The sequence below is a fragment of the Rhodococcus sp. 14-2470-1b genome (assembly GCF_002259415.1).
GTDB lineage: Bacteria > Actinomycetota > Actinomycetes > Mycobacteriales > Mycobacteriaceae > Rhodococcoides.
Genome location: NZ_NPFY01000008.1, coordinates 176412 through 202099, shown reverse-complemented (window position 1 = coordinate 202099; position 25688 = coordinate 176412). Strand labels below are relative to the sequence as shown.

At 63.8% G+C, this 25688-nt stretch carries 29 protein-coding genes; 8 read left to right on the top strand and 21 right to left on the bottom strand.

Annotation, left to right across the window (positions count from 1 at the left end; genetic code table 11):
• Positions 1-285 (bottom strand): hypothetical protein (locus CH293_RS28390; protein ID WP_217900738.1); only part of this gene is annotated, 285 nt, incomplete at its 3' end.
• Between CH293_RS28390 and CH293_RS05895 the strand changes: the two genes are divergently transcribed.
• Positions 275-1534, top strand: a complete 1260-nt coding sequence (locus CH293_RS05895; protein ID WP_052058727.1) for an IS110 family transposase — start codon at positions 275-277, stop codon at positions 1532-1534. The two genes, CH293_RS28390 and CH293_RS05895, sit on opposite strands and share 11 nt — an antisense overlap.
• On the opposite strand, the gene CH293_RS05890 is transcribed toward CH293_RS05895, so the two are convergent.
• The 8 genes from CH293_RS05890 to CH293_RS05855 are packed head-to-tail and all read right to left on the bottom strand — an operon-like array spanning position 1502 to position 8529.
• Complete coding sequence (locus CH293_RS05890) at positions 1502-2743, bottom strand: MFS transporter (protein ID WP_052058726.1); 1242 nt, start codon at positions 2741-2743, stop codon at positions 1502-1504. The two genes, CH293_RS05895 and CH293_RS05890, sit on opposite strands and share 33 nt — an antisense overlap.
• Positions 2736-4070: an NAD(P)-binding domain-containing protein gene (locus tag CH293_RS05885; RefSeq protein ID WP_037154299.1), complete on the bottom strand. Its 1335-nt coding sequence runs from the start codon at positions 4068-4070 to the stop codon at positions 2736-2738. Before CH293_RS05885 ends, CH293_RS05890 begins: the two co-directional genes overlap by 8 nt.
• Positions 4067-5515, bottom strand: a complete 1449-nt coding sequence (locus tag CH293_RS05880) for an FAD-dependent oxidoreductase (protein ID WP_052058725.1) — start codon at positions 5513-5515, stop codon at positions 4067-4069. The genes CH293_RS05885 and CH293_RS05880 overlap by 4 nt, the downstream gene beginning before the upstream one ends.
• A complete protein-coding gene (locus CH293_RS05875; protein WP_037154297.1) occupies positions 5512-5943 on the bottom strand; it encodes a low molecular weight phosphatase family protein in 432 nt (143 codons plus the stop codon). Before CH293_RS05875 ends, CH293_RS05880 begins: the two co-directional genes overlap by 4 nt.
• Complete coding sequence (locus CH293_RS05870; RefSeq protein WP_037154295.1) at positions 5940-6362, bottom strand: arsenate reductase ArsC; 423 nt, start codon at positions 6360-6362, stop codon at positions 5940-5942. The genes CH293_RS05875 and CH293_RS05870 overlap by 4 nt, the downstream gene beginning before the upstream one ends.
• Before the next feature lie 33 nt (positions 6363-6395).
• The gene (locus CH293_RS05865; RefSeq protein WP_037154293.1) at positions 6396-7049 is read right to left on the bottom strand and encodes an arsenate reductase ArsC; all 654 of its coding nucleotides are present in this window, start codon (positions 7047-7049) and stop codon (positions 6396-6398) included.
• A complete protein-coding gene (gene arsB, locus CH293_RS05860; RefSeq protein WP_037154290.1) occupies positions 7049-8143 on the bottom strand; it encodes an ACR3 family arsenite efflux transporter in 1095 nt (364 codons plus the stop codon). The genes CH293_RS05865 and arsB overlap by 1 nt, the downstream gene beginning before the upstream one ends.
• Positions 8140-8529, bottom strand: a complete 390-nt coding sequence (locus CH293_RS05855; protein ID WP_037154287.1) for a helix-turn-helix transcriptional regulator — start codon at positions 8527-8529, stop codon at positions 8140-8142. The genes arsB and CH293_RS05855 overlap by 4 nt, the downstream gene beginning before the upstream one ends.
• A 383-nt stretch (positions 8530-8912) precedes the next feature.
• Here CH293_RS05855 and CH293_RS05850 point away from each other — a divergent pair, with 383 nt between their 5' ends.
• Positions 8913-9521, top strand: a complete 609-nt coding sequence (locus CH293_RS05850; protein WP_094719630.1) for a hypothetical protein — start codon at positions 8913-8915, stop codon at positions 9519-9521.
• Positions 9522-9716: 195 nt separating this feature from the next.
• Positions 9717-10022, top strand: a complete 306-nt coding sequence (locus CH293_RS28740; protein WP_037154279.1) for a hypothetical protein — start codon at positions 9717-9719, stop codon at positions 10020-10022.
• 248 nt (positions 10023-10270) lie between these two features.
• Here CH293_RS28740 and CH293_RS05840 read toward each other — a convergent pair whose 3' ends face one another.
• From CH293_RS05840 to CH293_RS05815, 6 genes are all read right to left on the bottom strand, one after another.
• Positions 10271-10660, bottom strand: coding sequence for a hypothetical protein (locus CH293_RS05840; RefSeq protein ID WP_207309291.1), 390 nt, complete (start codon positions 10658-10660; stop codon positions 10271-10273).
• Between the two features lie 297 nt (positions 10661-10957).
• Entirely contained in the window at positions 10958-11167 is a 210-nt protein-coding gene (locus CH293_RS05835) for a hypothetical protein (RefSeq protein WP_094719629.1), read from the bottom strand.
• Positions 11168-11224: 57 nt separating this feature from the next.
• Positions 11225-11440, bottom strand: coding sequence for a hypothetical protein (locus CH293_RS05830; protein ID WP_037154274.1), 216 nt, complete (start codon positions 11438-11440; stop codon positions 11225-11227).
• Between the two features lie 507 nt (positions 11441-11947).
• Positions 11948-12271 carry a ferredoxin gene (fdxA, locus tag CH293_RS05825; protein ID WP_037154271.1) on the bottom strand — a complete coding sequence of 108 codons (324 nt, stop codon included), beginning with the start codon at positions 12269-12271 and terminating at the stop codon, positions 11948-11950.
• Positions 12268-13296 carry an arsenic resistance protein gene (locus CH293_RS05820; protein WP_037154466.1) on the bottom strand — a complete coding sequence of 343 codons (1029 nt, stop codon included), beginning with the start codon at positions 13294-13296 and terminating at the stop codon, positions 12268-12270. The genes fdxA and CH293_RS05820 overlap by 4 nt, the downstream gene beginning before the upstream one ends.
• Positions 13297-13316: 20 nt before the next feature.
• A complete protein-coding gene (locus CH293_RS05815; RefSeq protein ID WP_094719628.1) occupies positions 13317-13748 on the bottom strand; it encodes a MerR family transcriptional regulator in 432 nt (143 codons plus the stop codon).
• Between the two features lie 151 nt (positions 13749-13899).
• Between CH293_RS05815 and CH293_RS05810 the strand changes: the two genes are divergently transcribed.
• Together CH293_RS05810 and CH293_RS27830 are read left to right on the top strand one after the other, a co-directional pair.
• Positions 13900-14178 (top strand): hypothetical protein, encoded by a 279-nt coding sequence (locus CH293_RS05810; protein WP_037154262.1) that lies wholly within the window; start codon positions 13900-13902, stop codon positions 14176-14178.
• Positions 14179-14556: 378 nt separating this feature from the next.
• A complete protein-coding gene (locus CH293_RS27830) occupies positions 14557-14784 on the top strand; it encodes a hypothetical protein (RefSeq protein WP_141217141.1) in 228 nt (75 codons plus the stop codon).
• A 352-nt stretch (positions 14785-15136) separates the two neighbouring features.
• Here the strand turns inward: CH293_RS27830 and CH293_RS05795 are convergent, their stop codons facing one another.
• On the bottom strand, positions 15137-15628 hold the full coding sequence (locus CH293_RS05795; RefSeq protein WP_176459921.1) for a hypothetical protein: 492 nt from the start codon (positions 15626-15628) through the stop codon (positions 15137-15139).
• Positions 15629-15956: 328 nt separating this feature from the next.
• On the opposite strand from CH293_RS05795, the gene mobF reads away from it, so the two are divergent.
• Positions 15957-20000: a MobF family relaxase gene (gene mobF / locus CH293_RS05790; protein ID WP_037154255.1), complete on the top strand. Its 4044-nt coding sequence runs from the start codon at positions 15957-15959 to the stop codon at positions 19998-20000.
• An 86-nt stretch (positions 20001-20086) separates the two neighbouring features.
• On the opposite strand, the gene CH293_RS05785 is transcribed toward mobF, so the two are convergent.
• From CH293_RS05785 to CH293_RS05770, 5 genes are all read right to left on the bottom strand, one after another.
• Positions 20087-21061 (bottom strand): ATP-dependent Clp protease proteolytic subunit, encoded by a 975-nt coding sequence (locus CH293_RS05785; protein ID WP_165430179.1) that lies wholly within the window; start codon positions 21059-21061, stop codon positions 20087-20089.
• Entirely contained in the window at positions 21058-21201 is a 144-nt protein-coding gene (locus CH293_RS28765) for a DUF6527 family protein (protein WP_369597558.1), read from the bottom strand. The genes CH293_RS05785 and CH293_RS28765 overlap by 4 nt, the downstream gene beginning before the upstream one ends.
• 203 nt (positions 21202-21404) lie before the next feature.
• Complete coding sequence (locus tag CH293_RS05780) at positions 21405-22796, bottom strand: ThiF family adenylyltransferase (RefSeq protein ID WP_052058723.1); 1392 nt, start codon at positions 22794-22796, stop codon at positions 21405-21407.
• 56 nt (positions 22797-22852) lie between these two features.
• Positions 22853-23236, bottom strand: a complete 384-nt coding sequence (locus CH293_RS05775; protein WP_052058722.1) for an E2/UBC family protein — start codon at positions 23234-23236, stop codon at positions 22853-22855.
• A complete protein-coding gene (locus CH293_RS05770; protein WP_037154250.1) occupies positions 23233-23706 on the bottom strand; it encodes a multiubiquitin domain-containing protein in 474 nt (157 codons plus the stop codon). The genes CH293_RS05775 and CH293_RS05770 overlap by 4 nt, the downstream gene beginning before the upstream one ends.
• 118 nt (positions 23707-23824) lie before the next feature.
• Between CH293_RS05770 and CH293_RS05765 the strand changes: the two genes are divergently transcribed.
• Positions 23825-24028 (top strand): hypothetical protein, encoded by a 204-nt coding sequence (locus tag CH293_RS05765; protein ID WP_141217140.1) that lies wholly within the window; start codon positions 23825-23827, stop codon positions 24026-24028.
• Positions 24029-24229: 201 nt separating this feature from the next.
• Entirely contained in the window at positions 24230-25420 is a 1191-nt protein-coding gene (locus CH293_RS05760; RefSeq protein WP_165430180.1) for an RES family NAD+ phosphorylase, read from the top strand.
• The last annotated feature ends 268 nt before the right edge of the window (positions 25421-25688 follow it).

Sequence of the window (25688 nt, the reverse complement as noted above, 5' to 3'; positions counted from 1 at the left end):
GAGCGCTGCGAGCAGGTCCGGGCCACCCTGCGGGCGTCCACCGAATCGAACTCCGCTGCGCTCCGTCCTGTGAAAAGAATTCTTGTTTTCCTTAACGTCATTGCCGGGCATCACCGGGCCGTGGACGTAGGTTCTGGGTGCCTGGGGACGCCGGGTATGGCTATCTTTTTTTCGCTGTTCGGATGGCCGGAAGGGAATGGCCGCCCGGCGTTCTCGACGACTCGACCGCTCATTGAGAGATGCGACGCGATCGCTGATTAAGGACACGACGGGGATGTCGTCCACCAGGTACTCCATATGTGACCGACGATCGAGGGGGAACGCTGTGCAAGACGTGTGGGTGGGTATCGATGCGGGCAAGACGCATCACCATGCCGTGGCGATCGATCATGAGGGACGAACACTGTTGTCACGGCGCGTGGTGAACGGGCAACCCGAATTGACCGACCTCATCGACGATGTCGTGACGCTGGCCGCCGGTGGGCCCATCACCTGGGCTGTGGACTTGAACAGCGGAGGCGCGGCACTTCTGATTGCGTTGCTCCGCGTGGGAGGTCAATCTCTGCTCTATATTCCGGGCCGGATCGTTCATCACGCTGCTGCGGGATACCGAGGTGACGGCAAGACCGATGCCAAGGACGCGGCGATCATCGCGGACCAGGCCCGGATGCGCCGAGACCTGCTCCCGATGCGGGCCGACGACGAAATCAGTGTCGAGCTGGCCCTTCTGACCTCACACAGAACTGATCTGATGCGCGATCGCACGCGCACGATCAACCGACTCAGAGCTCTTCTCAGCACTTACTTCCCTGCCCTCGAACGTGCTCTCGATCTGAGCAACGTAAAGGGCGCACTGATACTGCTGACGGGGTTCCAGACACCGGAGGGCATCCGTTCGCTCGGGGCCCCAGCATTGGAAGCGTGGCTACGAAACCGCAAGGCATACAACGCCACTGAACTTGCCAGGCGTGCCACCGAGGCCGCACTGTCACAAGTGGTGCGGGTGGCGGGCCAGTGTGTCACCGCAGCGGTTGTCGAAACGCTCGCTCACTCCGTGCTGGACCTCAACCGTCGGCTGGCCGAACTGGACAAACAGATCGAGGAGACGTTTCGGCGTCATCGCAGCGCCACCGTCATCGAATCGATGCCCGGGATGGGTCCGCTACTCGGCGCAGAATTCCTCGCAGCCACCGGCGGCGATGTGACAGCGTTCGGCACTGCAGACCGCCTCGCGGCGGTCGCCGGACTCGCGCCCGCGCCACGGGACTCGGGACGGGTCAGCGGCAACCTGCGCCGGCCACGCCGATACGACCGAAGGCTGCTGCGGGTGGCGTACCTGTCGGCGCAACTGAGTGTCCGATCCTGTCCGGCGTCGAAAGTCTTCTACGACCGCAAACGAGCCGAAGGCAAACGCCACACGCAGGCGGTGCTGGCTCTCGCGCGCAGGCGCTCGAACGTACTGTGGGCCATGCTCAGAGACGGAACGACGTACGACGACCGGTCAGGAGCGCCCCCGCACGCTGAAGCGGCCTGACCGCACTCCCGGCATGCTGAACGCCGCGAGGCCAGCAGCGGATCCGGCGATCACACCGAGAACGAGAAAGGCGTGGGCGTAGCTTCCGGTCCACTCGGCCAACACCGCGCCGCCCCACGGGCCGAACGCCATCGTGATCACGATGGGGGCGTTCATGATTCCGCCGAGGTGCCCGTAATGAACCGGACCCCAGCGGTCGGTGATCGCGGTTGCCTGCACGAGGGTGAAGATGCCCCGCGCCAATCCGGCCCCGACGGCGAGGAAGACGAGGGCGAGTGTGCTGGTGGCGAGCCCGAGCAGTGCGGTGGTCAGGGCGGTAGCGGCGATGACAGAGGCGGTGCGCCCCCGTGTGCCGGTGAGGCGTTGCAGCGGCAGGTAACCGAGCCGACCGAGAACCTGACCGGCGCCGCCGAGGCCGAGGGTCGTAGCGGCGAGGGTGGCGTCGACGCCGCGCTCGAGGAGCAGCGGGACGAGGTTGAACACCGCGGCGAACGATGCGAACGCCGCCACGGCCAGTGATGCGGTGAGGACGAGGAAGGGGCGGCTGCGGCTGATCGCGGACCTCGACTCCGGCGGCGCTGCATGGACGCCGGGGTGGGCAGGTGGCCACGATCCGCGTAGGCCGAATGCGTGCGAGGGAACCGTGACAACGAGCAGGAAGGCGGCGAGCACCACATAGGTGCTGCGCCAGTCGAACCGGCCCATCAATGCGGCCGTCACCGGCGCGAACACAGTGCTGGCGAGGCCGGCGGCGAGAGTGAGGATCATCAGGGCCCGCACTCGATCACCTCCCCACCATCGGGTCAGGGCGGCGAACGCCGGTGGGTAGAGCACTGCGCCCATCGCGACGCCGGCAACCACCCACCCGATGTAGAACACCGGCAGCGACGGTGCCGTGGCGATGACGACGACCGCAGGGACGGCGATGATCGAGCCAGTCGTCATCACCCATCGCGGGCCGTGGCGGTCCAGAACACGTCCGACAGGGATTCCGACCAGTGCCGCGACGAGTTGGCCGACGGTGAACGCCGCGACGATCGATGTCGTCGACCATCCGGTATCCGCCGAGATCGACGGTGCGAGAACGGGAAAGGCGTAATACAGGATGCCCCAGCTGGTGATCTCGGTGACGCACAACGCGCCGAGCACCCGTCGCCGACCGAGGTGCTGAGCCTCGGTCGGCGACGTGTCGGCGGTCGTGTCAGTCACGCATCGGTGCGCCGAGAGTGATCAACTCCGGGGCCGCCGGGACTCCGCAGCACCCACCGGTCGAGGGTGCTTCGGGGTCGTCGAACAATCCCGCGCCGCCGCACACACCCGTATCGGGCAGCGTCAGTTCCACTTTCCGGGCACCGTCGTGATCACCGGCGAGCTCGGCGGCGATGCTGCGGACCTGCTCGTACCCGGTCATTGCGAGGAACGTGGGTGCGCGGCCGTAGCTCTTCATCCCCACCAGATACAGACCCGGCTCGGGCTGAGTGAGCTCCTCGACGCCGTGCGGGGACACCGATCCGCACGAGTGCATGTTCGGATCTACCAGTTCCGCGACGAATCTCGGGGCCTGCAGGGTGGGGTCGAGGTCCAGGCGCACCTCGGACAGCCATGACAGGTCCGGCCGGAACCCGGTCAGCGCCAGGACACGGTCGACGTCCTCGATCCGTGCGCCGCTGTCACCGATGAGGGTGACCTGGTCACCCTGTGGCGCGACCTCTTCGGTGCGGAATCCGGACACCACGGTCAGGTATCCGTCGTCGACGGCCTTCTTCGCTCGCAGGCCCAGTGCGCCGCGGGCAGCGAGCTCGTCCGCCTCGCCGCCGCCGAACACCTCCGCGGTGACTCCGCGCCGCACCGCCCAGGTCAGCTTGGTTCCGGGGTGTCTGGCAGCGAGTTCGGCGAATCCGATGATCGCGGTCAGTGCGGAGTGTCCGCTACCGGCGATGACGATGTGCTTGCCCGCGTAGTCGGGCAGCACAGCCGGATCGAGGAGATCAGGGACGCGGTAGACGATCTTGTCTGCTGCGGCGCGTTCGCCGATGGCCGCAAGCCCCTCGCTGCCCAGCGGGTTCGGCGATCCCCATGTTCCGGAGGCGTCGACAACGGCGCGGGCGAGGATGCGTTCCTCGGTGCCGTCGCTGTGGCGGACGTGCACCGACAGTGGTTCGGTGTCGCGTCCGGCGTCGACGACGCGGTCGCGGCCACGACGTGCGACGCCGACGACCTCGCAGTCCGCTCGGACCGTATCGCCGAGGACGGCGGCGAGCGGGGCGAGGTACTGCTCGACCCACTCCTGGCCGGTGGCGTAGGTGTCACCGTCCGGTGCGATCCATCCGGTGGGCTCGAGGAGTCGAGCGGCGGCGGGGTCTACGACTTCGGACCACGGGGAGAACAGGCGCACGTGGTTCCACTGCGACACCGCCGCTCCTGCGGACGTGCCGCGCTCGAGCACGACGACGGCGGAGCCGGTTTCGGTGAGGTGCGCGGCGGCGGCGAGCCCGATGGGTCCTGCGCCGACCACGACGACGGGGTAATCGGTCATGAGATGTCAACCTTTCCTCGGTGGAGCTGAGATTTCAGAGCGTCGCGTTCGGCGGTGAGCCGGTGCTCGCGAACCCATGCTTGTGTCGCCATCTGCACTGCGTCCCAGGGTGATCCGAGAGGCGGGGTGTAGGACAGGTCGAACTCGCTCACGCCCTCGACGGTCATCCGATGGAACAGCGCGGCGGCGTAGGTGTCGACTCGTTTCGAGATCTCCGCGCTACGGCGTCCGACGAGCTGCGCTCCGAGCAGACGCCCGGTGTCGGCGTCACCGGTGATGCGGATCGAGATCGGTGTCGCACCCGGGTAGTACGCCTTGTGATCGTCCGGTGTCGACATCGTCGACACCGGCGAAAAGCCCGCACCGACCGCTTCGTGTTCGCGCAGACCGGTGCGGGCAGCGACCAGGTCGAACACCTTGACCACCTGGGTGCCCAGGCTCCCCGCGAAGGCAGCGTCGCCGCCGAGGGCGTTCTCGCCCGCGACGCGTCCCTGCTTGTGAGCAGTCGTGCCCAGCGGCAGCCAGGTCGTGCCGAGCAGGCGGTGGTGGGTGACGACGCAGTCCCCGGCCGCGAACACATCGGGCAGGTTGGTGCGCATCCCCTCGTCGACCACGATCGCACCCTTGACCCCGAGCTGCGCGCCGGCGTCAGCGGCGAGTGCGGTGTCGGGCCGCACCCCGACCACGACGAGGACGAGATCGACCGTGCGAGTGAAGGTCTGACCAGTGGAGCGGGCGGCCGCGACGGTGAGTGCACCGTCGGTGTCGGTGATGGCGGAGACCGTGGCGGCGGTGATGACCTCGACACCGTGCCGTTCGAGCTCGTCGTGAACCAACGCGCCGAGCTCCGGGTCGACGGTGGGGAGCACTTCGGGAAGGGATTCGATCTGGGTGACCGCGACGCCGCGGGTGGTCAACCCTTCGGCCATCTCGAGGCCGATGTATCCGGCTCCGATGATGATCGCGGTTTGCGGGTCGCGGGCGCGGATGGAGTCCATGACCTCGAACGTGTCACCCATCGAATGCAGCAGGTGTACGCCCTCTTTCGGTCCCAGTGCGTCCGGGCCGGTGAGCCCGGCGATTGGGGGTCGGGCGCTGACCGCGCCGGTCCCGACGATGAGGGCGTCGTAATCCAGGGACCGCGAACGCCCGGCGGCGTCCGTGACCGCTAGCGAATGTCCTAGGGCGTCGATGGCGGTGGCGCGGGTGTCGGTGAGGACGGTCATCCCGGTGGCGGCGAGGTCGTCGGCGGTGCGGTGCGCGAGGTTGGTCCAGTGCGTGACTTCGCCGGAGACGTAGTACGGGATGCCGCAGATGGAGAAGTTGGGGTAGGCGTCGGCCACGACGACAGTGACATCCGCGGTGGGATCGAGTTCGCGGGCGCGTAGCGCGGCGCTGATCCCGGCGTCGCTACCCCCGATGGCGACGATCCTGCGCCCGGTCATCGTGTTGCGTTCCCTTGTGCAGTGACACCGAGCCGCGAGGTGAGGTCGTCGACGCGGGCGGCGATGTCGTCGCGCACCAGCCGCATGCGCTCGATACCGTCGATGCCGCGTGTCGACGGTTCGTCGGTGTCCCAGTTCTCGAAGATCGGGCCGTCGACGACGTCGACCTCGGCTTCGCTGCCGAGGGTGATGACGTAATCCATCCGCGCCAGCAGTGCCGGGTCGATCGGCTTCGGCTGCTGGCCGGTCAGGTCCACTCCGACCTCGAGCAACGATTCCGCGGACAGCGTGTTCACGCTGCTACCGGGTTTCGTGCCGGCGGAGTGCACCTCGACCGTGCCACCTGCAGCTGCGCGCATAAGCCCGGCGGCCATCTGCGATTTGCCGCCGTTCTTGACGCAGACGAACAGGACGCTGGGAGTGCTCATCGGATCGACCCGGACCGGGAAGGAACGAGTTCGGCGATCAGGTCACGGACTAGTTCTTCGATGCGGTCACGGATGGGGCGGACGGCATCGATGCCTTTGCCCGCGGGGTCGGGCAACGCCCAGTCGCGGTAGCTCACGCCGGGAAAGACTGGGCACGCGTCACCACATCCCATGGTGATGACGACGTCGGAGGTTTCGACGGCGTCCGGGGTCAATATCTTCGGGGTCTGTGCGGAGATGTCGATACCCATCTCGGCCATAGCGGCGACTGCGGCAGCGTTGACGGTGTCGGCGGGAGCGCTCCCAGCGGACCGTACTTCGACGGCGTCACCGGCGAGGTGGGCCAGGAAACCGGCGGCCATCTGGGATCGGCCGGCGTTGTGGACACAAACGAACAGCACACTGGGTGTGTCGGACATAGAAGAACCCTCTCGTCGGTCTCGGTGTGGGTGTCAGGCGGGAACGGGCGTCGTCAGCTCGGTAAGCAGCTGGCGCACGCGCGTGTCGAGGTCGTCGCGGATGCGGCGCACCTCGTCCAGCGTTTGGCCGTCGGGATCGTCGAGTTCCCAGTCGAGGTAGCGCTTTCCGGGGTAGACGGCACATGCGTCGCCGCACCCCATCGACACCACCACGTCGGCGGCTGCGACGACGTCGTCGGTGAGCGGCTTGGGGAACTCGGCGCCGAGGTCGATGCCCATCTCGGTCATCGCCTCGATCACGGTGGGGTTGATCTCGTGCGTGGGTGCCGATCCGGCGGAGCGGACGTGCACCCGCCGTCCGCCGTGGTGTGCGAGCAGCGCAGCCGCCATCTGGGAGCGGCCGGCGTTGTGGACGCAGATGAACAGCACCTCCGGGACGTCTTTCGGTGCAGCGCCCTGTGATTGCGCCAACGCGGTGAGGCGGTCGGCCGCAAAACGGCCGGCCAGGGAGGTCAGGTGTGTGTGAATCTTCGCGGTGCGGCGCAAGGCCGTGTAGGACTCGAAGACGTACCGTTCGACGGTCTGCGGGGAGAACACGCCGGTGTATTTCGCCGACAGTTCCTCCGCGGTGCGGCTCAGAACGGCTTGGGGCATGAGCAATTCGGGTTGTGCGCGGTGCTCGGACATCAGGACTCCTTTGTCACTGTGGTCGCGGACGGGCTGGGGGTGAAGCGCTTGCGTAGAGCGAGTGAGACATAGACGAGGCCGACGAGCACGGGAACTTCGATCAGCGGGCCGACGACGCCGGCGAGCGCCTGTCCGGACGTGGCCCCGTACGTCGCGATCGCCACGGCGATCGCGAGCTCGAAGTTGTTGCCCGCAGCTGTGAAGGCCAGGGTGGTGGTGCGCTCGTAGCCGAGTCCCATCGCGGCGCCGAGGGCGTACCCGCCGCCCCACATGACCGCGAAATACACCAGGAGCGGCAACGCGATCCGAACCACGTCCAATGGCTGTGACGTGATCCGATCACCCTGCAGCGCAAAGAGAATGACGATCGTGAACAGCAGGCCGTACAGCGCCCACGGTGCGATACGGGGAATGAACTTGCTCTCGTACCACTCGCGGCCTTTGGCACGCTCGCCGAAGAAGCGGGAAGCGAACCCGGCGACGAGTGGGATGCCGAGGAATATCAGCACCGACTTCGCGATCTGCCACGGCGAGGCTTCGATGGTGGTCTGGTCCAGGCCCAGCCACCCCGGCAGGACAGAGAGGTAGAACCAGCCGAGGACCGCGAACATGAAGACCTGGAACACCGAGTTGATTGCCACCAGCACGGCGGCGGCTTCGCGGTCACCGCAGGCGAGGTCGTTCCAGATGATGACCATGGCGATGCATCGAGCCAGGCCGACAATGATGAGACCGGTGCGGTACTCGGGAAGATCGGGTAGGAACAGCCAGGCGAGGGCGAACATCAGCGCGGGGCCGAGGATCCAGTTCAGAACCAGGGACCCGATCAGCAGGCGCTTGTCGCCGGTGACCCTGTCCAGGCGGTCGTAGCGCACCTTCGCCAGCACCGGATACATCATGATCAGCAGTCCGATGGCGATCGGCAGCGAGACACCGTCCACCGAGATCGCGGAGAGGGCGTCGTTCATCCCGGGAATCAGCCGCCCGAGCAGCAGGCCGATGACCATGGCCACGCCGATCCACACCGGGAGGTAGCGGTCGAGGGTGGAGAGCTTGCCGACGACGGCTCCGTCGGTGTCGGTCGTGGTGCTCATGCGGTCACCAGCGTCGCATCGTCGTAACTGGGGTCGGCGGCACTCAGGACTGACGAGAGCTGTTGCAGTGCAGTAGGTATCACCCAGTAGTAGACCCACGTTCCGCGGCGTTCGCAGTCCAAGAGTCCCGCTTCGCGCAGCACCTTCAGGTGATGGGAGATGGTGGGCTGAGAAAGTTCGAATGCGGGGAGGATGTCGCAGACGCAGGCTTCACCGCCGTCGTGGCTGGCGACCATGCTCAACAGGCGCAGGCGGACCGGGTCTCCGAGGGCCTTGAACATGCGGGCGAGGTCACCGGCCCAATCGGCGGTCAATGCCTCGCGGGTGAGGGGTGAGCAGCACTCACCGGACGCGCTGGTGGGGATCGGATGGTCTTGGATCGACATCCGTCTATATTGATACTTCTCTATCCAGCCGTCAAGTGAACATTCGGTGACCGAGGTGCACACGGGTAGTCGTGCTCTCGGTGCTGCGCCACCTCCGGTGTCGTCCAATCGGAACGGCCTGCGGCCGTGCTTGACAAAACCTATTGAGATTCCCTTCTGGCCTTCCGATTTTGACCGGCGGTGACCTCCGCGCAACCGCCGGCGTCCGCTGCGCTCCCGGCCCCAAGGGGCTCCGGAAACTTTTCACAGACGCCTCCGGCTGAAAACTTTCCGGCCCGACCATTGCACTCCGGCCCCCTCATGCCGGTCCAACTCTCCTCTGCCAGAACGGCAAAAAAATTGGCGGGCCACCCGGTTCGTCACGTTGAGCAGGGGAGCGCGAGATGTCGAAGACCACCGCCCAGAAAGCCCACAGCAGCACCGACACCGACAACTACGGCGCAGTGGTCACCCACACCACCGCCACCATCGTCGGACGCCAGAAAGCCGTGGTCAACGTCCACGCCGCCGCCACCGACGACGCCCAGATGATCGTCACCTTCAACCGACTGATGATGACCTTCCGCTCCGCCGCCGCCGTCCACGCCTTCATCGCCGGACTCGCCGACGCCCGCACCCTCATCAGCCGCATCGACAACCAAGCACCCCAGCCCGGGGGACCAGGCGACGACTACGCCCGCTCCGCCATGTCCGTCGTCTGGATCGCGCCACCGGAAACCGCCGTCACCCCACGCGAGCAGTACGTCCCCGCCCGGCGACGCACCATGCACTGGGTCGAGGTCCACATGGGACCGGTCACCTGGCGCATCATCGACCGCCTCGGCTACGTCACCATGCTCGACGAGCTCCGAAACATCCACCGCATGGCCGTCGCGATCTTCACCGACGGCGACCAGTACCTCAGCGACCCGACCACACTCACCGACGCATTCGACGACGCCGAACGCGAACACCAGGAAGACATGGCCGCACCCTGGCGACGACGTTTGTAGCCACCACCCGATCCGGCCCCGGAACCCGACACGGATTCCGGGGCCGAGCTGTATCCATCCACAGGGAAAGTCTCTATCCCCAGATTCCGGAAAATGCCTGCGCATCGCGGACCTCGCTGGCGCTCGGTACGCGATGCTCGAAGAACCACGCACCACAGGCCGCCCGGCTCACCCACCCGAAGGAACACGAAACCGATGATCACCTGGACCGTCACCACCCGACCCGACGGCCGCCCCGAAACCATCACCACCGCAGGAGCAGAACCCAGCCTCGACGCAGCGAAACGAGCCGCCGCCGACGCCGTCCGCTACGCCCTCCTCGACGCACAAGCCCACGCCGACGCCAGCCCCACCAACACCCCACCGACCTACCTCGTCACCATCGACGGAGCCTGCGCCCTCATCGTCAGCCTCGGAGCCTGCCGACCCGCCAACTACACCGGAGTCCTCGACAACCTCGAACACTTCGACGGCACCGCCACCCACCTGCTCTACCTATAGACAGACCGCGGGGAGCAGACCTGAAAGCGTTGCGCGAGAACAACTCTGTCAGTACCCGCTGCGATACGCGGGCCATGCGAATAAGAACCGTCGACGGACCACCACTAGACGCCGAAATCGCTGTCATGGCCGCCCGCGCGCTCGCCTTGACGCAGCTGCAGAACGGCACCGGCGATCCACCGGTGCGAACCATGCCACAGTAGACCGGGCCGGATGCCCTCACGACTGCTGCCGAATAGTTCGACCGGTCAGATGCTGCCCGACCCGCACTTCGGAACGCCGGGCTGATTACCGACGAACGACGAATGCACGAACAACCGGCCCACATACCCGCTCGTGAGCTGAACATAGACCTTGAACCACCGCGGAGAACCGTTGTACGAAGCACCATCCCACCAGCAGGACATGTCCGAGACCTGATACGTCGACCCCGAACCGTCGTACGCCACCTGACCCATCAGGCACGACGACAAGCTCACGCAACTACGCGCGTTCGCGCCGACAGCGACATGAGCACCCGACGCCGCATTCGCCGCAGGTGCAACCGCCAACGCCGACATCGCCAACGCCGCGAACAGAACAACACCGACAACCGAACGACGCACCGCGGCACGTACCCGGGAAGTGAAAGAACGCATGGTCAACCAACTTTCTCGAGTGGAAAGAGGAACGGACCACCGCAGTATCACCCCGCAGAAGACGGCCCCGATGTCCTCCATTCGACGGACCGGAACAGCGCCGAAGCGGCGACGCCGCAACATAATTCGCCCTGTCGACCGGAAGTTCGGCCTGGGCGAGGGGTATTTACCGCTTCCGCCCGTCCGATCAGGCGAACCGACCCGAACGACCAAGAATGCTCCAGGCGCAACAGAGGGGCTCGAAATTGCCTGCGCAACCTCGAGCCCCTCCATGAATGCAGCCGTGCGGGGACTGGCCTAGCGTCGCTTTCGGCCCAACAGGACGAACCAGACGACACACGCGAGCGCGATAGCCGCAACCAACGGCCACCAGCCGGAATCGGGCCACCGATCGTTGACGATGCGCGCCGACAAGCCCAAAGCGACCAACAGCACAACGAACACGATTCGCTTCGGCTCTATTCTCCACGAGCTCTTTCGCTCGTCGACCTGATCGACCTTGTTCATTGGCTCTGGGCTCACCATGACACGAACCATCCTTCGCCTAGTCTCCGACAATCGACCCTACTGGCAGTTCGAGGCATCGACCGTCACAAAGCCTTCGTTGCCTTTGAAGATGTCCTTCTGGTAGCACGCGCCCGGGTCGAACCCTGCTGGGTCGTTCAGAGAACTGATCAAGGCCTGCACTGCACTCTTACCGCCGTAGGTGCACAGCACCGTCACAGCTGCCGCCGCGAGTGAACCCAAAGGCCCGGCTTTGGTTGCATCAGATCCACTCACTCCAAACACATCGTCAGCCACCGATACCCACCGAATAGCGGGACCGGACAATCCGCAACGTGAGGCCAAAAGCCAAGGACCACAAAGGGCTTCGTTCCGTCACGACCCAGACCCAAGGAAGGTTAGCGCGCCGAACAGTATCAGTGATTCGAAATCGATGTGAACGGTCGGTTTGCTTATTTTCAACTAGTTGGTGAGACCGCCCGGTGTATCGAATCGGACATTGCAGCCCTATTGGACGACCGTGAGCCACACGACTCAGCTAAGCGACCGGAACGCAGAGCTACCGCGACACCGAGCCCGGTTCAAGTGAACAGCAACTGAACACCCGCAGCGCGGCCGCACTCGACGCTGGGCCAGCCGCCGGAGCCTAGGTGAAATCGAGCATTCTCGAGTGGCGATCGGCAGCGGTGCACGGTGCTGTTCTACTCACTGTGGGTCTGAACGAAGGTGGTCGTAGAAACTGTGGTGGACGGTCGTCGACCGCGCGGCGCGGCAAGTGAAGGTTCAGGCGTTCTGCTGCGGTGGGTGACTGGCGATCGAGGGGTGATCGCGCGCGATGGGCCCCGTCTTGGCCGCCCCGCCTGGGGATCCGAGGTCATCGAAGAACAGTGCATTGATCGAGGTGTACTCCGCCCATTCGTTCGGGAGGTCGTCTTCGTAGAAAATCGCTTCGACCGGGCAGACCGGCTCGCAGGCACCGCAGTCGACACACTCGTCGGGGTGGATGTAGAGCATCCGTGGGCCTTCGTAGATGCAGTCGACCGGGCACTCTTCGATACACGCCTTGTCCATCACATCGATGCACGGCTCGGCGATGACGTAAGTCATGACCGCGTGTCCTCGGAATGGCTGAATTCGGTTGCCTGCGAGTCGGTCCGACCTTGAATATTGTTCTCGGAGAAGCGAGCTGGGACGAGACGGGGGATAATTCGGACGTAGACGACCATCCCGATCAACTCCACCAATGTCTGCGCCACCACAACCACGGCCGCAAGAGACAGCTGTGGTGGCAGCGCAAGCGCCAGCGGCAGAACGACCAACGAATTCCGGGTCGCACCGGAAAAAATCAACGCCCGGGTCGCGGGAACGTCCTGGCGCGTCACCCTGGCCGTCGCCCATCCGACAACCGCCATGACGACCAGGAATGCAACGAAGATCGGCACCGCGGCAATCAGCTGGGAGCCCTCGGAGCGGACCGCGTCGATCTGTGACGCCACGACGACCGCAAGAGTGGCCATCATGACCGGCACCATCGCCGCGGCCATCACATCCATGATCCGGGTGCCGATTCGGCGGCGACGCGCGAGCGCTTGCGTCAGGGCCGCCAACACCAGTGGAACAACGATCAGCAGCACGAACGCTTCGACGAACGGTGCAATGTCGATGATTTCCACCAACTCGGACCCGACGAACAACCACAGGTAGAGCGGCAGAAACGCGATCTGCAACAACATCAACAGCGGCGCACTCGCGAGCAACCGTTCCGATGCCGCGCCCGCCAACCCGCTGAAGACGATGACGTAGTCGATGCAGGGAGCCAACAACACCAACAGCACACCGACGAATACCGCCTGGTTGTCAGCGACGAACCGGGTCAAAGCGAACACGACGACCGGGACGAGCACGAAGTTCAGCACCACGACACTGAGCAAGAACTTCCCGTCGCGCAGCGATGCGCCGATGGCGGAGAACGGAACCGCGAGGAACGTGGCGTAAAGCAACACGATCAGTACCGGGTTGATGGCGATCTCGAACGCATGCGCCGACGACGGCGCACCCAAGCCGACAACGGCACCGATGAGCAGGGCCAGCAGGTAGAGCGGGATCTGGAACTTCTCCAGCCATGCCACCACCGAGGTGGTACTCGATGTGTTCACGAGGTGCCCACTGCAGTGTTCGCAGAGATCAGCCAGGTGCACTCCGGATTGCAGGGCGTCGGCGCGTCGGGTGTGTCCCCGAGCCGGGACAGAGCATCGGTCAAACTGTCCCGCAGCGCGGTCAATTGAGCGATCGATTCGTTGGCGTGCGCGATGTGCGATTCGATGGCGGGGCCGAGTTCGGCTTTGACTGCGGCGCAAGAGTCTTTCTCCCAAACACGAAGGAGAAGTTTGATCTCCGGCAGCGACAAGTTCAGGCTCTTGGCGGCGGTAATGAACGCCAAACGTTGCCGAGCGCGGTCGTCGTAGACGCGGTAGCCGTTCGCCGAACGGTCCGCCGGGAGCAGGCCCTCGCTTTCGTAGAACCGTAGCGTGGTCGCTGGGACGCCGGTCGCCGATGACAGCTGTGAAATGCGCAGAGCGGACATGCGCACGAGGATAAACCTTCGAGTCGGGTGGAAGGTCAAATGCTTGACCTTCCACCCAGTACTGGGTCTAACGTCGGGCCATGTACCCAGTGACGCCGCACCCGGACGCCCGGACACTCATCCGTCTCGCGGCTCTACGCCTCTCCGCGCGATGAAGGCCCCGTCGGCATGCACGCTCTCAACAGCCGACCAGCCAGAGCGTATCGAGCTGTGGGCATCGATCCTCGCCTCCGCTACCAGCCGCCGGCGCGTCGATGAAGGACTCGAATTCACCTTCCCGCCGGATGGGGCGTTCATCGGTCGCCTATCCGAAGCCATTGCCTCAGAGCTGGTCTGTTGTTCGTTTTTCGTGTTCTCGGTGACCTTCGATGCGACGCAAACGGTGATGGTCGTTCGTGCTCCGAGCCTCGGCGCTGAGGGTGGTGGATGAAATGTTCGGGATCGGCCGGGGCGGAACCGTCGACGCCTGCCAAATTGGGCATGCCCAGACGAAATGTGGCGGCCCCAGGATACGAGAAGGCCCGCGCGTTGGCTGCCTCGCTCGCTGGACGGCTCCCGGTGAACCTGCGACGTCAGTTTGCGACCGCTACGACGTTCGGGGAGGGCTCGAACCTTGAGGACTGGGCGAGATACGCGGTTGGGCTGAGAGCCATGCTTCTCGCACCAGACCGAGTTATCGCTGCGCTCGACAGGGCGACCGTTCGATACCTGTAAGCAGTCGGTCGTTGATCTGTGACGGTGATCTCGTCTAGCCGGCGGGGTGGTTGGGGCAGGTGCCTATCCCGAGCCATTTGGTAGAGCGCCGGTGGTGGGCACCGAGTTGACGATGAAGCTCGCGGAGGATTCTCCGCTGTGTTCGGTGCACGCAGCCATAGCGAAGATTGGTGCTGAAGTGGAGCGAACCCTCGCAAACGCACCGAGCAATATGCGCCCACGCCGCAAGCTCGGCTCTACGTATCGAAACTCCGACGCAGTATTACAAGTTGCTACGCAACGCGCCGCCGATGGCAGCGACGACGAATGCAAAAACGACTGACGCCACAATCACGCTGATGCGAAACACGCCCCCAGCGATGATTCCCGTTGCCCGCAAAGGAGCGAACCGCCAACCGGTCTCAGACTTCCCAGCTCGCCACAGCGCAGTTACGACGATCAAGCCGACGCCAACAAGTACGATCACAATCGTTCACTTCCTACTTCGAGCCAGATTCAACACCAGGCCAACGACATAGTTATTTCGCCGTAGCCATGTGCGGTGGGCGTGCGTTCCCATTGCGTTCTCGAACTACCGTTGTGGTTGCACTGAGTTAGGACCTCCGATGTGCGTGGGCGTGAAGCCTGCGGCGCTAAGTACGCTCATTTGTCACGCGATGCTGTGCCCGCCCTCTCTATCGGCCCCCCGCGTCTCCAAACACGAACGGCTCGGCAGTCGCAGTTGTTGAGGAACCGCGACGGCCTTCGAAATTTTTCTCGGTGCTACTCGATCCACCGGCGTCATCTTCTGCAGCCGGACGAACATTGGGCCTAGTGGTCGCACCTGGCACCATCGTCGATTTGACCAACCGCGTCGCCTCGGGCACTGAAAGATCCACCAAGGCCGCAATACTGGCGTATGTTTCACCGCGTGTCTTGAGCGCGGCAAGTGCTTCAGCGCGTCTCTCATACGCCGCGTCGAGTTTGGTTCGTGCGTCCCGCCGCAACCGGTCGATCCTTTTCGTCACATCCTCGTTGATCCTTTGTTCGTCGCGGGTGGCATCGAAATACGAAATCAAATCCTGCTCCTGATTCTTCAAACGCAACTGTGCGTCCGACAATCGCTGCGCATTCGCCCGCCGAGCCCGTTCCCGAGCGCTTACCGGTCCACCGTTCGAGGGAGTCATACTGGACAGGCTACCGCCAACATGCTGGCCGGCGAAAGGGTCATACGCGCCCACGGACGCCCTGATTGATCTGTCTTGCTACAACTTTCGTCCCTCATCGTCCATGCACGTTCTAATTCGTCCAAAATCTAGATACTATCGACTTCAGATTCCCGGTATCTCTTCGCGAAATGAAAAACCAAACGCCACACACCTCTTGCACTATTAGTGTCCATGGGCGGAATCTGCGTACTATCGCGACTATGCCGCGCGACTCAGAAGCTGAATTCGAGCGAGATCGGCCCGTGAGATCTCGTCGCGCACCGGCTCGTCGGCGGCGGTGCCCGCGATGATGACCGTGCACGCGCTGCACGCCGGCGACGGCTACACCTACCTCACCCGCGAGGTCGCCAGCGCCGACATCCGCCTCGAACGCGGCCAAGACCTCACCGACTACTACGCCGCCGAAGGCACCCAACCGGGCATCTGGGGAGGGCGAGCCTCGGCCGAACTCGGCGTGTCCGGGTACGTCCGCGAGGACCAGATGAAGGCACTGTTCGGCGAAGGCCTGCACCCCGAAGCCCAGGCGTTGATCGAGGCCGCCGTCCTCGACGGGACGAAGGCGAACGCCGCGATCGAGAGTGTGCGGCTGGGCCGTAAGTTCGCGAGCTTCCGCAACGAGGTGCCGCTTATGAAACGCATCCGCGCGGAGATCGACAACGACCGCGTCGCCGGAGGAAAGCCGCTCACTGCGGAGCATTGCCAGCAGATCCGGTACCGCGTCGGAGCCGACGAATTCCACCGCGAAGTCGGCCGATCACCGGCCAGCGAAGCAGAGCTCGTCCGCTACATCGCCTCGCAGCAACGCCGCGAACGCCAACCCGTCGCCGGCTACGACTGCGTGTTCACTCCACAGAAATCAGTGTCCGTTCTCTGGGGCCTGGGCGACGACGACACCCGCGTCGCGATCGAGCGCGCACATAGCGCCGCGGTCAGCGATGCCATCGGCTGGGTCGAGGACAACGCCTCCTACACCCGCGTCGGCAAAGCCGGTGTCGGACAGATCGAATCGACCGGCCTGATGTACACCCGGTTCGATCACCGCGACAACCGCAACGGTGACCCGAACCTGCACACCCACGTCGCGATCTCCACCAAAGTGCAAGGCGTCGACGGCAAATGGCGCAGCCTGGATGGCCGCGTGCTGCACAAGCTCGCCGTCGCCGCATCCGAGCGCTACAACTCCCTCATCGAGGAGTACGTCACCCGCGAGCTCGGCACCGTGTTCGCCGACCGACCCGGCACCGGAATCAACAAACGCGCCGTCCGCGAAATCGAGGGCATCCCCACCGCACTGCTCAGCGAGTTCTCCCGCCGCGACGCCATCGAATCACGCCTGGAAAAGCTCGTCGCCGACTACCGCAAGACCCACGGCAAAGACCCCTCGACCGCGATCCAGATGCGCCTCGCCGACCAAGCGACCCTGGAAACCCGCAACGAGAAAGCACCCCCGAAATCACTCGGTGCACAACGCGCGGAATGGCGCGAACGCGCGCTCGACGTCGTCGGCCGACGGGCCCTGAACTCCGCCTTGAAGACGAGCACCGGGAACACGATCACCGTCACCGATGCCGCCTCGATCGACCACCGCGAGATCGCCCGCACCGCCGTCGCACGTATCGCACAGCAACGCTCGAGCTGGAACCGCTGGCACATCCAAGCCGAAGTCCAACGACAACTACGGCCGCTGGTGTTCGCGACCGCGGCCGAGCGTGACGCGGTCGCCGAGAAGGTCACTGAAGCCGCTCTCGGCGGGGAGTCGATCCGGTTGACTCGCCAGGTCGACGCGACACCCAAGGCGTTGCAGCGCAGCGATGGTGCGTCGATCCTGACCGTGCACGGCAACGAGACCTACACCAGCGCAGCGATCCTCGCTGCCGAACACCGCCTCGTCGGTGCCGCCCACACCCCGACCGCGGTCATGGCACCCGGCAACGCCTACGTCGCCGCCCTTGCCGCGCACACCCAACGCAGAGGCTGGGATCTGGGCGCGGACAAGAAGGTACTCGTCGAGCATTTCTTGTTCTCGGGTGCCCTCCTGGCTGCCGGTGTCGGTCCGGCCGGGACCGGCAAGACCACCGCCATGCGCGTGGTCGTCGACGCGTGGCGCAGCACCGGATACGACGTGATCGCCCTCGGACCGTCCGCGAAAGCCGCCGGCGTCCTCGGTGACGAACTCGGTGTCACCGGCCGCACCATCGCCGACGTCCTCACCCGTTACCAGAACGAACTCGACACCGGCATCACCCCGGGGGCGATGATCCTCGTCGACGAAGCGGGCATGGCCTCGACACACGATCTAGACCGGCTGACCTATATCGCAGCCGAGCACGGAGCAGTGGTCCGACTACTCGGCGACCCGCAGCAGCTCGCCGCCGTCGACACGGGCGGTGCACTGCGGCTGGTCGCTCGATCGAGCGCGGCACCGGAACTGGTCGACGTCCACCGCTTCCGCGACAAAGAAGAAGCCGAGATCTCGCTGCGACTGCGCGACGGCGACACCTCCGTCGCCGCCTGGTACGCCGCGAAAGACCGCGTCCAGCACGGCATGGCCGACGACCTCGCCGAGAAAGTCTTCACCGCCTGGGCGAAGACCTCGGACACCGAGACGACGTCGCTGATGATCGCCAGCAGCAACCACGCCGTCCGCGATCTCAACGACCGGGCCCGCGCCGAACGCCTCGCGAAGGGACTGGTCAAGAAGGGCGGCAACGACCTGTCCGACGGACTGCGCGCCAGCGCCGGGGACCGCATCGTCACCCGCCGCAACGACACCAGCTTGCGGGTGACTGGAACACGCGGGGAACGGATCCGCAACGGCGATTTGTGGACGGTCAAGACTGCACACCGCGACGGATCGCTGACCGTGCGCCACCTCGAACACGGCGGGAGCATCCGCCTGCCGGCCGAGTACGTCACAGAGCACTGCGAGCTCGGTTACGCCGCCACTATCCACCGGTCGCAAGGTATGACCGTCGACCAGGTCCACGTCCTCGTCGACGACACCATGAACCGACAAGCCCTCTACGTCGCCCTCACCCGCGGCCGTGATGGAAACCAGCTGTACGTGCCCATCGACCGCATCGTCGACCCGCACCTGATCCACGTGCACCCGGACAAGAAGATCGCCGACGAAGTCGTGCGGACCATCATCGGCCGCGACGGCTCGGACGTCTCGGCGACCGAACAGCAACGCGACGCCGCCGTCGCACACCGCAAGCTCGACTACAACGTCGGCGGATACGAGTACGCGGGCGAACTCATCGACGCGCACCGCATCCAAGCGATCGTCCGCGAGAACATGGGGCCGGAACTGGCGAACACGATGATCGCCGAAGCCGAATGGGACACCTTCGTCCACCAGTACCGCCGCGCCGAGCAGCTCGGCCTCGACGCGGCCCCCACCCTCGCCGCCGCACGCTCGGAGCGCGAACTCGCCAGCGCCGACTCCGTCTCCGCCGTCATGCACTGGCGACTCGAAAAGCACATCGAGAACGGCGCAGAAGACATGCACGCCTGGGCGCAGAGCATCAAACCGACGCTGCGCACCCAGTTCGGCGAGCACGCCGAGACCATCCTCGGCGACGACGGGGCGTGGCCCGACCTCGCCGCGCACCTACGCAATGCCGAACGCGCCGGCAAAGACCCCCACGCCGCAATCGTGGAACTGCGCCGCGGTGTCACCGACCCCGACCCGAGCGCAGCGGATCTGCTCGACGACGCCGAACGACGCTGGCCCCTCGGCCGGGAAGCACGCGACCACAGTGCCCCGAGCTGGGTCCTGCCGCCGATGCAGTACCGCGAGGGAATCGACCCCGAACTCTTCGCCTGGAGCCGCCGCCGATACACCGAGATCGCCGAACGCACCCGCGAGCTCGGACAGCACGCCGTCGATGAGCAACCCGCCTGGACACGCCACCTCGGTGAGGTTCCCGACTCCGGTGGTGCCCGACTGCGCTGGCAGATCACCGCCGGACAAGTCGGGGCCTACCGAGAACAATTCGGCATCGACACCGACCGCACGCCCATCGGAGACCGACCCGAACACGGGGAAGCGGCCCGCGCGTGGGATCAGGTCAACGCCCGCATCAAGACAGTCACCGCACCCGCGTCGGTGACCGCACACGCAGGCCCCGGTCAGCAGTCGGCACCGACCCCGCAACCCGTGACGGCAGATCCGATCGTCGACACGGACCGGGCGCGACGAGAGTCCGCGGAGCAACGCGCGATAGAACAACGCCGCCTCGCCGAGCAACGTAAAGCCGAACGCCGCGAACAACTGCGCCAACAACAGGCCCGCCGATCCCGTCCGACCCACGGACCACGTATCTAAGCCAGCCGCACCTTCCGTTGCCAGTAGTGCCACCGAGCCAGAAGCATGAGCACGCCCCTGGCGTGGACCGGCCTGGCGCGCGCCGGTTACAGCGGTAGCGAAGCCACCTTGCTCTCAAACAGTGTTGTTCCGCCGGTGGGCAGCGAATAGGCTTGCAGGCAGTAGAGTCGCCATAACGCTTCCCAGAGGTCGCTCCGGGGGTCGAGATAGGTAACAGTCAGACCCAATCCGCTACAGCGTTCGTGCCCGATCATTTGTCCGTGCGAATGCCATTGCGCTGTGTCGGAAAGTCTGGAAGCGATGTCGTCAGCAGTGTCCCCGTCCCTGACCATCGCCGTCCGCAGCAACTCCGAGGCGATGACCGTCGATCGCTTAGAGGCTCGTGTGAGTTTCTCAAGAACGGCCGGATCTAATTTGTCGAGCATGAGCCGTGCGACTGGATCCTCGGGGTTGGCACGCAGAGCCTCGGCGTGCTGCTCGTACGCATCGATGTAGCTTCGGGCGGAGTGGATAGAACTACCGCCGTTTGTGTCCGGCAAAGTAACTTGAGGGTCGATGGGGCCGAGCTCGGAGGTATCGCTCATGACAATCTGGTCAGCACCGAGAGCGATCAGCGTTGCAGCACTTTTCGCATAGTCCGGAACGATGACACGGACGGTTCCTTTTCCTGCTTTCTTCCTGATCAGAGTGGTCAGCTTCTCGGCAGTATCGATGTCTCCGCCAGGAGAGTTCAGCAATAGATCTATATTGGTGCCGCCGTCGACGTTATGAAGTAGATCCACCACTGCTGTCGCGTACGAGCGCGAAATTTGACCGTGCTCGGCCACTATGCAGAGCAAAGTGTTCCCAGTTTGACTCTCGATGTCCCGGATCAACGTCTGCCGTGAATAGCGGGCGGAATTGATTGCTTCGAACAGCGGTGTTCTGCGCAACGCGGGACCGACAGACGTAGCCGGAGCAGTCGGTGATGGAGTGGCCGGTGATGGAGCGATAGGGCCAAACTTCAGCCGCTCGTTGGCGGGCGGTTCGTCGACGCGTGAAGTGCTTGGCTTGTCTGTCATACCCAGATGACCTTCCCTCGTCTGATCAAATAGTGGCATCGTCCCGATTTGCTCACTTCGTCAACGCTTGGCCGCAGTGTTAAAGGTTTCGCTGCGGACACGGTCCAGTGAGGTCTCACTCGACGATCGAGAGCGAGCATCACGCGATGCCCTGACCGACATGGGCAGTCGAAGACCAGCCACTGGTCGTGGTTGCCTTTGCGTACCAGCGCCGCCGATCGGCGAGGAAGATGCTCCGGTACATCGATCACCGAAGCGTATGGCGTCTTTTGTATCCGCAAGGAAGGGGCTAGGTGTGCGCGCAGGCTCTCCAGGCCGGCCCGGAGACTGGCTCGAAGCCTTTTCATACCGACCAGTTCATTCCGAGGAACATATCGCGGTCATAATCCAACTGCCGGTTGGGGTCACAATAGTGTCCGGTGGTGGGGGTTTGTGCGTTGGCGCGCACCCGCCGATCATGGACCAACAACAGCAGCTCTGATGGCGTGGGATTTTCGCCGTAACCGATCAGCCGCTCAAGAAATTCGGACACTGCCCAGGCCGCGGTCATTGTGGTAAACGGAACGAGCGCCGGTTCCACACCGGGCAAGGCGGGCGCATAACCCTCCTTCACCAGCTGACCCTGCTCTTCGGTGGTACGCACCTCAGCATCGGCCAGCGCCGTGTCAACGCGGCCGCGGCACAGCAGACATGCCGTCCCAGGATGCACGGTGGTTACCCGCCCGAAGATTCCCGAAATGATTTCGGCGGCATCGGAATCGAGCTTGATGCCACAGTCGATTACCGGAACAAGGTAGTAAAACGGTAGTCGTGACAGGCGTAGGCGCCCCGCGTTGTCGTCGGTGCATCCGAACGCCATGTCCACCTCTACGAGGCGACGCGCGATTGATTCTTGAGTGATCGACCCCACGACCGTTCGGACGTCGAGGTCTGGGGCGATGCGAGTGAGATGCTCGGCAAGAACGTCAACCTTGTATCTGCCAACGTCAGCAGGGGTCGATCCGTACACGCGGGTGGTGTTGCTACTGGAAAGCGTGTCGGGATCGATTAGCAGAATGTGACGCGCGCCGAGCCTTACAAGCTGCTCGGCCACAGCGGACCCCGTTCCTCCAGCACCGACGACAGCCAGGGTCAAATCGTTGATCACCTTCTGTACCTCGGTCCCCAGAGCGCGAATGTTGCGGTCGAAGAGATCCGGTAGCTCCTCGACGGTGGCGTGCCCGTCAGACCCCTTTGTGCGATCCTGACTGTCCTGTGCCACGATCCGACGAACCCGGGAACCAACGACGGATAGACGCTCCAGCGGGTTGACCGCACCGTCCTCGAATTCCAGGGCTCCGGTGAAGGAGAGGCGACCGTTTTGGTGCCCGATAACCAACCATCCGTAGACGGAGGGTGACGAACGGAGGGTGAAAACCGGTAGCAAATCGGCATTGACCTGGAGGTCGTGTTGGCTGGGGGAGACTCTCGCGCCGTCGCCGGGGTGGGTATGAACCCAGATTGCGACCGCGCCCTCCGTTTCCGCGGCTGCCAGGACCGGCATGTAACCCTCCGAGCCGATCTCAAGACTTCGGTCAGTCCTGACGTGGTAGGCGTGGTCGGGAACGGGATGGACCGAAATAATAACCATCTGCATCGAGGTTCCCTCGCCCTCGACCTGGGCGAGGAGAACCGCGGCCGACTCGACGGGTCCTTGCGCCATTTTTAGAAGAGCGTCGTGAACTGGGTCGGTCATACGTACGACCGATGTGGCCGATCCCGAATCGGCTACGCACTTGTCGTTATCTGTAGTCATGCCGCGGCCGTCGACAGCTCGCTGCGCAGCAGCCGGACGTAACTTTCGAGGCTGTCGATACCGGGTCTCCACGCGCCGGCGTCCAAGTGTCGCGACCAACGCTGCCACACCCTGCCGTCGAACGTTTCCTGGCATTCTGTCGCTGCGATAACGGTGCCTGCAGCTGTAGTGAGGTGAGGGATCAGCCACCACATGTCGGGAGGGGTGTCTGGGTAATTCGCGGACAACCGGAAGAGCACATTAGCTTTGTTAGTGCTCAGGCCTTGCGGCAGAGGGAAGTCGAGTAATTCCACGTTGCACATTCCCGAACCGTCGTCGAAAGTCCTGTAGGTGATACCGGAGTCGTTGAGAAACCGTGCATCGATCGTCGGCAACTTCATCGTTCGACCCCCGACTGAGCGGCACCTGGGTTGATACGGCCGGGGGCTGTGAAGAAGCGCATCTTGTCTGTGAGAGCGATGACGTCCTCGTCTTGTATCTTGCGGTCCCGAGCATCCGGCACATCCATCCATAGATCACGATCTGCTGCCACGTCCGGCGATGGGACCACCCTCAATTCGGCACCGGTCATTTTGCGAGCGTGAACCTCGTAGGCAGCGCGATCGATCGTGAGTGTGACAGCCGGTACTTCACTGTAGAAGTGCTCCCCACCGGTCAGCTCGAAACGCGCATCTTCGGCCAGCAATCGATCCTGGGCATCGTCGATGTCCAGCCAGATCTGCTTTTCCAGAGGGATGTCGGGATTCGGGATTCGGCGGATCTGCGCAGAGGTGATGGTGCCGGCTGGATGGCTGTACTGCGTCCCGTCGATGTGAACTGCAACTTGGTGCGGATTAGAAGGCTTGGTCATGACTTTCTCCTGAAGTTTGCTTTACCGGTGCGGTTTTGCACCGTGATACCACGGTATCACGGCATCGTAATATCAGCATGGCTAGCTAACTGTGGTGGCTGAGCGTAGTCTTGCGTCTATGTCGAACAAGGCCATGACCATCAGACTGTCCTCGGAGCAAGCCGAGATGCTTGAAACTGTTGCGAGCGTCTCGAATCAACCTGTCTCCGAGGTGATACGGGCAGCAATCGACAGTCACATAGGTGCCGTTGCGGGAGATGAGAATTTTCAGCAAGGCCTTCGTGAGCGCATCGAGCGCGCACAATCCCTGTTGCGGGAGTAGCCGCTCGACGAACAATCAGGTAGACCCTGTTGCTTTGTGCGCGAGCGTGAACGCAGCTGGAACGTGGTCTATTGCGGGTTGCAATGCTTTCGGTAGCGAGCTTCAATCGGCCACGAAGATTGTTATGGGCGGCGTCAGGCAAGGCTTCGGCATCACTGACTGGTCTCGGCCGTCTCGCGATCGGAGACTGACATGGTGTGTATGGATCCGCCCGGTGAGATCGACGTTGAATCCGTGTGCACGCGCTGTATGGGGTCGGCGCTGTACGAACGCGCCCGCGAAATTGCGGACCAGGCGGACCCGGACGACGAAGGAAACCCTCGGTGGAGTTCGTGCTCTTTCTGCGAGATAGCAATGGAGCCGTTGGGGGAGACCGTTGCCATCTCTTGGAGTAAGTACATGGAGCTGGTGTACGACGGTCTGTCCGTTGTCTTAACCACAGGCAGTGAACAAGGCAATCCGCCCAGCGACGGTGGTGACGGGCTGACCTGGCTCTCTGTCGAGGAAGTCGTCGGCTACTGCGACGGCGCAGTAGGGGACGGTGGATTTCTACTTCTGCGCGAGATCAAACATTCACTCGGTGCCGACGTTTGGACCTATCACGACTTCGGTTGGAGCAGGCTGCATTTGAAGCTTGGGTGGGAGCGGTTCAAGGACCACGCGCAAGACCGAGACCGGCAGGATAGCCCACTTGTCGTGTCGCCACAGAAGTTTCTTCGCAGGTTGGAACAAATCGTCACATTCATTGTCCCCGGAGCCATCACGGTGCTAGAGGAAGGCACGATGCTTTGGCGGTCTAGGCCACATGCACGTCGTGAACCTGATTTTCAGGTCACAGGCGCTGAATTAGGTTCGGCACCAGACCGTTTCGCTCGCGATAATCGGTTCAGTCCGGGCGGAGTGTCGATGTTCTACGGTTCGGAAGACCCTGAAACTACGTACGCCGAAATCCTTGGGTACACCGAGTGCCAGTACGCGACGGTCGGGGCGTTCCGTGCAATGAAGGACCTAACTATTCTCGATTTGAGTCAAGTTAATTACTACCCGAACATCTTCGATCCCAACGAACGAGACGACTACTACGATGCCGATTTCCTGCACGGCTTCGTGGATGAAATCGCACGTCCACTGCACGATGGCGAGGACTACCGGGCGACTCAGCTCGTTGTTTCCGAAGGCATCCGATCATTCTGTGTGGATCCTGTCGATGGCATCCGCTACCAGAGTGTGCAGAGCCCCGGCCGTTTCAACTACGTGCTCTTCCGGGGTAACCACGACTGCAGCGATGCAGGAAAAGACGACGGTGCAGTGTTGCACCTGGATCCGACGAGCCTTCAAATTGGTGTCAAACTCGCTACCAACGCTGACCGCTTGAATGGAGCCTGCGAGTAGCGCCTCGCCAGCCCCGACCGGCAGCTCTCGACCGCATAGGCGAGTAGCTAAGCTCCCGCCACCCGGCCCCACCTGCTGCATTTGGGTGTGTGTAGTTCCCATTTTCGTATGCCTCTACCTGCGGATTGCCCTAACGTGCCGTCAATCCTCGCCGCAGTGGCATCTGTTGTCTCAAGATCCCTACACGTGATTGTGTCAGGCGTCGTAGAGGTGTCCCCAAGCGCCGGCCGTGTCCGGGCGGGGAACACTCGGCCGGTGCCTGGGTTCA